Annotated in this window: 15 protein-coding genes and 1 pseudogene; 5 read left to right on the forward strand and 11 right to left on the reverse strand. The window is 33.3% G+C overall.

The window, feature by feature from the left end; all coding sequences use genetic code 11:
* Nucleotides 1-414 precede the first annotated feature (414 nt).
* The 4 genes from PHU20_RS19840 to PHU20_RS19855 all read left to right on the forward strand — a co-directional run bounded on the left by PHU20_RS19840 (nt 415) and on the right by PHU20_RS19855 (nt 1,642).
* On the forward strand, nt 415-810 hold the full coding sequence (locus PHU20_RS19840; RefSeq protein ID WP_274827153.1) for a hypothetical protein: 396 nt from the start codon (nt 415-417) through the stop codon (nt 808-810).
* Nucleotides 811-910: 100 nt separating this feature from the next.
* Nucleotides 911-1,108, forward strand: a complete 198-nt coding sequence (locus PHU20_RS19845; RefSeq protein WP_274827154.1) for an SHOCT domain-containing protein — start codon at nt 911-913, stop codon at nt 1,106-1,108.
* The gene (locus tag PHU20_RS19850; protein ID WP_274827155.1) at nt 1,108-1,248 is read left to right on the forward strand and encodes a hypothetical protein; all 141 of its coding nucleotides are present in this window, start codon (nt 1,108-1,110) and stop codon (nt 1,246-1,248) included. The genes PHU20_RS19845 and PHU20_RS19850 overlap by 1 nt, the downstream gene beginning before the upstream one ends.
* A gap of 136 nt (nt 1,249-1,384) precedes the next feature.
* Nucleotides 1,385-1,642: an SHOCT domain-containing protein gene (locus PHU20_RS19855; RefSeq protein ID WP_274827156.1), complete on the forward strand. Its 258-nt coding sequence runs from the start codon at nt 1,385-1,387 to the stop codon at nt 1,640-1,642.
* 90 nt (nt 1,643-1,732) lie between these two features.
* Here the strand turns inward: PHU20_RS19855 and PHU20_RS19860 are convergent, their stop codons facing one another.
* The 6 genes and pseudogenes from PHU20_RS19860 to PHU20_RS19885 all read right to left on the reverse strand — a co-directional run bounded on the left by PHU20_RS19860 (nt 1,733) and on the right by PHU20_RS19885 (nt 4,862).
* Nucleotides 1,733-1,912 (reverse strand): hypothetical protein, encoded by a 180-nt coding sequence (locus tag PHU20_RS19860; RefSeq protein WP_274827157.1) that lies wholly within the window; start codon nt 1,910-1,912, stop codon nt 1,733-1,735.
* Between the two features lie 68 nt (nt 1,913-1,980).
* Nucleotides 1,981-2,277: pseudogene (locus tag PHU20_RS19865) on the reverse strand (type II toxin-antitoxin system RelE/ParE family toxin); the annotation flags it as partial.
* Nucleotides 2,270-2,521 carry a type II toxin-antitoxin system ParD family antitoxin gene (locus PHU20_RS19870; RefSeq protein WP_274827158.1) on the reverse strand — a complete coding sequence of 84 codons (252 nt, stop codon included), beginning with the start codon at nt 2,519-2,521 and terminating at the stop codon, nt 2,270-2,272. The gene PHU20_RS19870 and the pseudogene PHU20_RS19865, both read right to left, overlap by 8 nt.
* Before the next feature lie 241 nt (nt 2,522-2,762).
* Nucleotides 2,763-3,302, reverse strand: coding sequence for a hypothetical protein (locus PHU20_RS19875; RefSeq protein WP_274827159.1), 540 nt, complete (start codon nt 3,300-3,302; stop codon nt 2,763-2,765).
* Between the two features lie 143 nt (nt 3,303-3,445).
* Nucleotides 3,446-3,796, reverse strand: a complete 351-nt coding sequence (locus PHU20_RS19880) for a hypothetical protein (RefSeq protein WP_274827160.1) — start codon at nt 3,794-3,796, stop codon at nt 3,446-3,448.
* A 100-nt stretch (nt 3,797-3,896) separates the two neighbouring features.
* Nucleotides 3,897-4,862, reverse strand: a complete 966-nt coding sequence (locus PHU20_RS19885) for a virulence RhuM family protein/type II toxin-antitoxin system death-on-curing family toxin (protein ID WP_274827161.1) — start codon at nt 4,860-4,862, stop codon at nt 3,897-3,899.
* A gap of 210 nt (nt 4,863-5,072) precedes the next feature.
* Here PHU20_RS19885 and PHU20_RS19890 point away from each other — a divergent pair, with 210 nt between their 5' ends.
* Nucleotides 5,073-5,519, forward strand: a complete 447-nt coding sequence (locus PHU20_RS19890; protein WP_274827162.1) for a hypothetical protein — start codon at nt 5,073-5,075, stop codon at nt 5,517-5,519.
* A 155-nt stretch (nt 5,520-5,674) separates the two neighbouring features.
* Here the strand turns inward: PHU20_RS19890 and PHU20_RS19895 are convergent, their stop codons facing one another.
* The 5 genes from PHU20_RS19895 to PHU20_RS19915 all read right to left on the reverse strand — a co-directional run bounded on the left by PHU20_RS19895 (nt 5,675) and on the right by PHU20_RS19915 (nt 8,764).
* Complete coding sequence (locus PHU20_RS19895) at nt 5,675-6,553, reverse strand: carboxypeptidase-like regulatory domain-containing protein (RefSeq protein ID WP_274827163.1); 879 nt, start codon at nt 6,551-6,553, stop codon at nt 5,675-5,677.
* A gap of 213 nt (nt 6,554-6,766) precedes the next feature.
* The gene (locus tag PHU20_RS19900) at nt 6,767-7,078 is read right to left on the reverse strand and encodes a hypothetical protein (protein WP_274827164.1); all 312 of its coding nucleotides are present in this window, start codon (nt 7,076-7,078) and stop codon (nt 6,767-6,769) included.
* Nucleotides 7,079-7,096: 18 nt separating this feature from the next.
* Entirely contained in the window at nt 7,097-7,804 is a 708-nt protein-coding gene (locus tag PHU20_RS19905) for a nucleotidyltransferase (protein ID WP_274827165.1), read from the reverse strand.
* 5 nt (nt 7,805-7,809) lie between these two features.
* Nucleotides 7,810-7,989 (reverse strand): hypothetical protein, encoded by a 180-nt coding sequence (locus PHU20_RS19910; RefSeq protein WP_274827166.1) that lies wholly within the window; start codon nt 7,987-7,989, stop codon nt 7,810-7,812.
* A 142-nt stretch (nt 7,990-8,131) separates the two neighbouring features.
* Nucleotides 8,132-8,764, reverse strand: coding sequence for an NAD(P)-dependent oxidoreductase (locus PHU20_RS19915; protein ID WP_274827167.1), 633 nt, complete (start codon nt 8,762-8,764; stop codon nt 8,132-8,134).
* Nucleotides 8,765-8,939 lie beyond the last annotated feature (175 nt).

Genomic DNA, 8,939 nt, shown 5'->3' on the forward strand with positions numbered 1-8,939 from the left:
TTACCGCCATAATGAACCAATATTAATAATAATGGTTCAATTTATGAATAAAATTTAAACTAAACAACTATCCTTTATTTGAACTATATCTATTCCTCAATAAACTTTCTAAAATAAAAAAATAAGTGTGCGTCGGGAGTTATTTCTTAAACCACCCCTTTAGGGTTGATAAATTTTTGCAACATTTAAGAGTGATATCGGGTAATAATTAGCCAAGCCTTAAAACATCATAAATAATTGTCTTTCATAATCTTATTACATAATAAAGAATAGACCAGATCAACATACATATTACCAGTTATATGACCTATGTCATTTTGCATTCAATAACTAATTCGTTCCATTATGGTAATAAGACAAAAATTTGATATTATGATAACTTTATAATTTATCCATGGTTTGATGCTTATGGTTATGATCACCGGATGTACGGACCAAGCAAAGAGTACCGCTGAAATCCTTCAGGATGGGCAACGGCGTGAAGAAATTATGGTAGCCATCAGCAAAGATCATGATATGATGAATGAGATGATGGAACAAATGATGAAAAATGATCATGCCATCCAGATGATGGAAGGACACCAGGGTATGATAGGAAAAATGATGGGCAATCGTCAAATGATTATGAATATGATGGAAAAGGATACCGCTATGGCAAAAATGATGATGGACAACATGATGGGCATAATGGAAAAAGATTCAACCATGTCCAATTTGATGGGCGGAATGATGATGGGCAACAAACATATGATGAGTATGATGCAGCAAATGGGAAAGTCCGGTGGTATGATGCCGCATAATCGTCAATGAAGAATAAAAATGGACAAAGAAAGTATAATGCGTCCTATTCATAAGGAAAGGAAATCAATAACCAACATGGCAGTGAACTGTTTTTAATGAAGTGAAAGCTATGATGTGGATTATTTGGATACCGATTGTAATTTTCATCCTTATTTTTGTGATAAGGGCAACGGGCAATACTGACATTTTTGGGAGCCAGGCTCGTCGGGAAGAAAAGGAATCCCCTTTGGATATTTTAAAAAGAAGGTATGCCAATGGGGAAATAACCAAGGAAGAATACCAGGAGCGAATAAAAAAACTAAAATAATGAACAGTCTTTCACCGAAAAGGTCGGGCTTGGCCTTGGGCATTACGGGTGTGCTATTTTATTTAGGTTGTATATTATTGATGCAGTTAGTGGACAGAGAAACATTCATGCTCTTGCCAATAGCCTTTGCCATGGTATAGATATGGGTTCTATTGTCCGAATGGATATTCATTGGTGAGAAAGCGCATTGGGAATGGCCGGGATATTTTTGCTTTGTTGGTTGTTCGGCTATATCGCGGCTGTTTTGTACAACGAGCTTTTTAAATCATTAAATAAATGACTATGTATCATGACAATAATTGTTTTTGGGGTATGCACGATAACCACTGGGGTTCACCGGGTATTTGGATCTTTTGGGCAATCATTCTTTTAGTTGTCGCGGTAGGCCTGTATTTGTTAATGCAGTCAAGGCAAGGTCATTTTTATCCACAAAAAGAGGATACTCCCCTTGATATTTTAAAACGTAGATATGCCATGGGGGAGATAACAAGTGAGGAATTTGAGGAGAAGAAAAAAGTGATATCCTCTCATTAGTATCGCTCATTAGAGAAAATAAAAGCATCCTAAATTATCATAAATGACGGCCCTTAAGTCACAGAAAAAGTGCACGTATTTTATTAAAAATCATTCATTTCCCGTAAGACTAGATTCATGTCCTTTAAAATTCAGTATCCACCCCGTTTCCTTTGCGGCCTGATAATAGGCCTCCATGGTCGGCACGGCAAATAAATCATGACCGGCAATCACAAATGCCGGGATATCATTTCTGATATACTTTAACAATATTGCCTTTTGGACTTTCATCGTTTATTTAAACTTTTATGAACTGGCCTAAGGCTTTTCATAGGATACATTGATGTGTGTAGTTTATATTCAGATATTCTTTTCTTCAAATCCATTCTTTCGTGCAATATTCTCGTTATTTCAACATAATTTTCGTTCAAAGTTCTGTAGAATATTATATGTCGATTTACATTCATTCCGAGAAGTTGTTTTGATATTCCTTCGTAGAATTTCCCTATGTCTGGGTTTTCAGCAATTTCTTGACAATTAGAAATAAGTTCACCGTAATATTTGTCGGCTTGTTTTTCCGACCAAACCTCAAAGGTATAGTCCCAAATCTTTGATAAATCCTCAACAGCTTTATTGGTCAACTTATATTCAGCCATTCGAGTGCTTTTTCGCTTTTAGAGATTCAAGATGTTTTTTTGGGTCAAAGTCGTGAGCTATTCCGCTGTCAATTCCTTCTTGAATAGCTTTTTTCAATGCAATTACTTTACTTTCTTCTTCTTCTAAAAGTCTTAATCCTGCACGAATAACTTCGCTAACGTTCTTAAATCTTCCTTCGCGTATGCTATTTTGCACGAATTGGTCAAAATAATTTCCGAGTGATATAGATGTGTTTTTGTTCATTTGAGTACTAATTTATATCAAATATACCAAAAATTGGTATGATAATCAAGTACACAAATTGTACACAACAATAGGAAATAATCATTGCTGATATCCGACTTATGTGTCTAAGTTAATAATCCTTTCTTTGAACTTTTAATTATAACTTGGTTTACCGAGAAAGTGTCCTATCTCATCGTTTATTTGAACTTTTATGGACTTGGCTAAGGTTTTTCATAGGAGGTATTGTTGTAGCACGTTTTTATTGATTTAAATATGTTAGAAGTATTGTCATTCCCATCCCAAGTAACGAAGAACCAATATTCATGATTATCATATTCGATTTAGATATTCCATAAGTTCCATTCCTAATTTTCTCTTTATTAATTATTATTAAAGGAATGGTAATAATTATTATGAACGTTAACACTTGAAAAATTCCATACTTTTCATTCAAAAAATCTTCAGCTGACATGTCTTTAAAAAAATAAACAGACATAAATACAATAGCAGAAATAACGAAATAATTAAAAGAAGTTATGAGTATCCAGCCAATTTTTTTATATATAAAAACTCCAATAAGTGGAATCAGTAAAACAATTGTTGATTTAAAATAATTTTGAATTTTTAATATATTCAAATACTCTGTAAATCTGCTATTTTCATAAATAGCAAATGCGTAATAATACTTTGTTGTTCTTTGAATCCCGACAACAATTGATATTATAAAAAAACTTATTATTAATAGTTTAATTATTAAAATTAGATAATTGTTCTTTATGTATTCTTTCGTTAGTTTCAAAATGTGTTGTAACGTTTCGGCTCGTATGTTTAGCTATCCTTTATTTGAACTTTTATTTACTGAAAAGTTAAAGTCTTCATAGGTGAATTCAAATATTAAACATAGATAATAGTGGCGAGTTCCATAATGGCTATAATTAAACCTTAGTTATAGTTGTATTGTATTCCGCTAATAATAACCATTCGCCTTAGAAATTCAAAATTGGTGATTAGGTTATTAAAAATAGCCTCCATTTCTTTAGCCAATTGAAAACTACTAGTATAAGAGACAAAAACATCCGCTTCTGGTGCAAAATATACTTCTGAAATATCAAGGCCAAATTCATTTGCACTCACCTTTAATAAACGTTCCCAAAATGTTCCATGACTAAATGAATTATTATCTACAATCATTTGGACAAAATCGTTGTCCTCCTGTTCAGGTAACCATACAGTATAATTACCATTTATTCTAGACCTCTCCACCTTACATTTATAAAGATTATAATTCTTCATTTTGTCATGAAAGATTATTGTCGACGAGTTTTAATATATCTCTTTAGCATAAAATTACTAAATGAGCAGCGAAAATTAAATCGTTTATTTGAACTTTGATTTAATTACCTCTATTTAAAACACTAATCACCAATCGTTTTACCGTTTCCATTTCTTCCGGCTTACTGGAGGCAATGAATAGAGTTAAACTTGCCAAGGTATCATTACTGATAATTGCTTTGCCATTTTGAGAAACAAGCATGCTGTTAGCACTTAGGAATTTAAGAAAACATGCTGCTGCTATTCGCTTATTACCATCAACAAAAGAATGGTTTTTAGTAATCAGGTATAGTAATGTGGCCGCCTTCTCTTCTATAGTAGGATAAAAATCCTCCGTTCCGAAACCTTTGGTGATCTGTGCTAGGGAGCTTTGAAAATTTTTGTCCTTTTCCCTTCCAAAAACGTCAGAATCAAATTCAGTTGACATCTGTTGGATAAGTACCTGGTATTCCTCTATGCTAGGAAATATGGCTTCTTTTTTGGTTAGGCCTCTCTTGTCCAAGCTCTCGTGATCGTAGTCATCCAATAATTCCAAACCTTGGGAAAACAGTCTCAGCCATTCATTACTTTCATGGTTTGACTTTTCTTCCATTGCCCTGCCCAATATCGAAATACCGTTTCTAAGTATTTGGATTTCCTCTTCCTTTTGGGCCAACCTATTTTCATTGACTACATAACCCCTGACTAGATATTCTTTTAGAGTACGAGTAGCCCATATTCTGAATTGGGTCCCCTGTTTTGAATTTACTCGGTACCCAACTGAAATTATGGCGTCTAAATTGTAGAATAAAACTTTACGTTTTACATGTCTATTACCTTCTTTCTGAACTACCGAGTATTTCTCGGTAGTTGCCCTTTTATCCAATTCTTTGGTGGCAAAGATATTTTTCAAATGTAGGCCAATGGTATCAGTATCTTTATCAAACAACTCTGCCATTTGTCTTTGATTCAACCAAATGGTGTCATTATCCAACCGTATTTCTATACTTGGCTTATCATCATACAATATAATCTCTCCCCTGTTCATCCTGTTTTGGTCTAAAGGTTAGAATCAAAAAAAGAACAAATTATCATCACGCTTAATATCCTTTATTTGAACTTTGGACTTATTAAATATAAGATAAGAATCCAACCAAATCATCAAATGTCAGCAAAAAATAAATTGATATAAGGAAAGTAGTTCGCAACCAATTTGTAATTAGGGCATCTAATAAAAAAGCTACACTAAGATTATTCTATGCGCTTTAAAATAGGTCTTTTAGCATTTATATTTATTTCTTCTTGCTCAAATGATGAGAATTCTGTCGAGATACTGAAATTTTCGCTCACGGATTTTCCTCAAACTTGGGAATTATCCTCTATCAACGCCGGATTATCCGGGGAAATTATTAATGCGGAAGAAATTTCCGTTAGTGAAATTTATGTGCTTAACGATAATGGGACATTTTCCAAGGAATTTCAGGACGAATTTGTACAAGGAAATATGAACGGTACATATGATATAACTACTACCGAAAATCGGGAGTATCTAATATTTACCTATGAAGTTGACATTGACTCTTTAAGTTATTGTTCAAATGGTAATGTAGAGACAATGCTCGTTTCGGACAATGAGCAAATACTTTCAAATGGAAGTTGTTTGGCTTTCGATAGCCCAGCTATGTATTATGAAAGAATTGAATAATTGATTTTTTTAAAAAAAGAGGATAGAAATCTTAAGATCGTTTAATTGAACTTTTAATTCTATTTTGGTTTGCCGAGAAAGTGTCCTTTCTCATCCTTAATCAATTACCTTCCTAGAATTAAAGTTAATCAATTCTACTTTTAAACAGTTCGGTTTTAAGGGAAGCTTACAATAGCATTTAGATAGAAACTTAAATTTTGCCCACCTTTAGTCCAACCATCCATTGCCTTTTCTCTAAAATACGCTGTATGTGTTGGCGAACTGGCAGTTGAAATGGCAAAGTATTTACTTTTCTTATCGGTTTTTACACTTTCAAGCCATTGTATGGTTACTGCAATTTCTTCTAATTCTTCTTTCAGATAAATGTCGTAAGGCTCCAAATCAACTTTGAACCAACCTAGAAAGTTGTCATTTATTTCAAAAACGATATTTTTTTGGACTATCAGGTCTGTTGGAAGTCCATTTTCAATTTTGTAGATATTTACCCTGAACTTTAAAGATTTGAAGTCGTTTGAGGTAATGTTGAAATTCAAATTCTGAATATGACAGTTTTTTCTGATTTTGAATTTCATCCCTCTTTCTTTGCTTAAGCGGTCATCGACATCTTTTTCGTAATAGGAATAAAAATTTGAATGGGTTAATCCAAGTCCTTTGGATGTTCGTCCAATTCTTTTTGGTTTGAGTTTTATTTTTTTAGTTGTTACAACAACTTCGTCCAATTCCGTATTCTGAGGCTGTAATAAAACAGTCTTTTTTTTGTTAATCAATTCCGAGGCCAAATATTTTTTTGTCTTAAAACCTATGAATGAAAAAATGACTGTGTCTTTTGAAGTTGCCTTTTCGTTAAGGTCAAGTTTGAAAATTCCATTCTCATTAGAAACTGTTCCGACCGTTTTATTTGCAATTCCGATATTGACATATGGTAAAGGTTCATCGTTTTCAAAACTCTTCACTTCACCTATAATTTGTTTGCTTTGGCAATATCCAATATTCTTAAGGGTTAGAATTAGTATGAATGTTAAAACTTTATTCATTTGCGGGTTCTCTTAAATGGCTTACAACGGTCTCGGCTCGTATGTTTGTTTCTTTAGTTGAAGATAAGATATTTAGCACAAAAAAGAGTTTATAAAGAAGAGTGATTTCGTGGTTGGGCTAGATACTAAATAGAGATATCATCCTTTATTTAGACTTTTTAATTCTGTTTTGGATCGCCGAGAAAGTGTCCTATCTCATCGTTTTTCTGAACTTTACTCTTTGTTTAGCTGCCTTATTTTGTTCGCGATTTTCTCAATGCCCTTTCGCTCTCCAGTTTCAATATATCTGGCGGCAATAGTATTACAAGAATTGCACAAACCTTTTAGAATAACATCATTAAGGTCGTTTAAATAACTTTTGTAGTTAACCAACTTCTTAGTTTGGGCACCACAATCACATAAAATCGAATTTACTGCTATTTCCATATCCTCTTTCCATGAAGGGCCGAACATTAATTGAAGTTGAAATGGTCCTATTTCAATTTCATCCTTATGAATGATATGTTCACTTCTCTTTCGTGCCATCGTTTTATTGAATCTTTACTATAGGGAATAACCTCTATCCCTATTTTGTTTTTGTTCCACAACAGCATCAATTTCTTTCAATTGCCCCTTAGTTAAAACAATATCAAAAACCTCTTTAAAAGCCTTTGATAATGCTCCATTGGGATAAAAGGCTGTAATGTTCGGAATCTTGTTGGGATATTCATTTTCCAAATGAAAAGTTACGGCCATTGCAATTATAGTTTCGTTGCTTAACTCGTTTGACTTTAAAACGCTGATTTTTTTGACACGATTTAATTCTTGAACATCCAAAAGGTCCTTTGGCCTTCCTGCTTTAACCTTACTTATAATTAAATCATCAAAAGCAAGAACTTTGCTTTTTGAATTCTTATCGCTAGCAAAAGAAAATTCCTTAGCTGAATTGTAGGCTTCATTGAAAGATTTATTGACCGAAAAATTGGTAATGAGTTCCAAGTTCAAATCTACAGGGGCAAACTTTATTGTAATGTTTTGCTCCCTATCCAATACCTTCTGTGGAAAGCGCTCAATTTCGTATCCCATTTCGTTAAAGACCTTCAATAATTTATCGAAGTTTTCTTTAGAAGTATCTATCCAAAAATCAACGTCCAATGAATTTCGTGGGTATCCGTGAAATTGCACGGCCCCGCCTCCTACCATAATCATTCTAACGTTATGACTATTTGCCCTTGAAACAAACTCTTTGATATTTTCTTGCCAATTCTTCATTGAATCTAACGCTCAATTACAATCAAGAAATTATCGCTTTTAGCTACCGGGAAGTCATTGGGGATTTGTTGGGAAATTACCATTAAATTTAACCAATAACTAAAACGCTCTCCTGGGCTAAGACTTAAAAATGTAAGCTCTTGCTCTAAATTACTTTCTTTCTTAGTTTGGAATTTGACCTTCATAAGCTAATTAATATAAAACGACTTAAATATCTGACCATTCTTCCCACAAGTTACGATTAATTCTTCTCTTCATTTCATCCTTTATTTGAACTTTAGAGAACTGGACTAGGGCTTTTCATAGGACACGTTGTTAGCTACAGTTTTAGTTCGTAATTCCAACTGCTTTGTGAAGATAAATATTAGATTCCAGATTTTTTAGCATAAAATGGGCAACACTAGCACGGGAGATCATTTTGGTTAGTAAATAATGCCCAATCTTCATGCCATGACGGTAACTAGTTCTTAATTTTCCATTCGTTAGTTGACCAGGACGAACAATTGTCCAATCTAATCCACTTCTCATTATTAGTTTTTCTTGTTTCGATTTATCTAAAAAGTAGAAAAATAAGATTACAGGAATAGTGAAAAGGGTGTAGTATAATCCAAGCTTGAATCTGCTGTCGTTTATGCCGAGAGAGGTAATACAGATAAAACGTTTTAAATGATTTTTATTCATAGCTGATATAATATTTACTGTACCTCTAGAAAGAATGGTTGTTTTTATAAAAAAACGTTTATGTCCTAATGCGGAAAGGACAGCGTCTTGTCCTTGAAATGAACTTTCAATGCTTTCAGGAATTAATACATCTCCTTTTACGATTCTTAAATTTGGGGCATCAATTTTTAACTTTTTAGGCTTTCGAACAATTGCCGTTATTTCATGCCCTTGTGCGAGCCCTTGTTCAATCAATTTTCTTCCCGTCTTTCCAGTTCCACCGATTATTAGAAGTTTCATACTCGCTAGTTTTACTCGATAAAGCTCTCCAATTAGTTGATTTAGTCAAATTCTTGTTTACTCAACTGTCAATAATTAAGGACGAAATGTTTTTTATAATGTTCGTTAATATACATGGTTTACAAAAGTTATAGATTAGAGTTTACACTAAATTAGTTTCTAACCTCACTGATTG

It is taken from the genome of Maribacter polysaccharolyticus, from assembly GCF_028882255.1.
In the GTDB taxonomy this organism is placed as follows: domain Bacteria; phylum Bacteroidota; class Bacteroidia; order Flavobacteriales; family Flavobacteriaceae; genus Maribacter_A; species Maribacter_A polysaccharolyticus.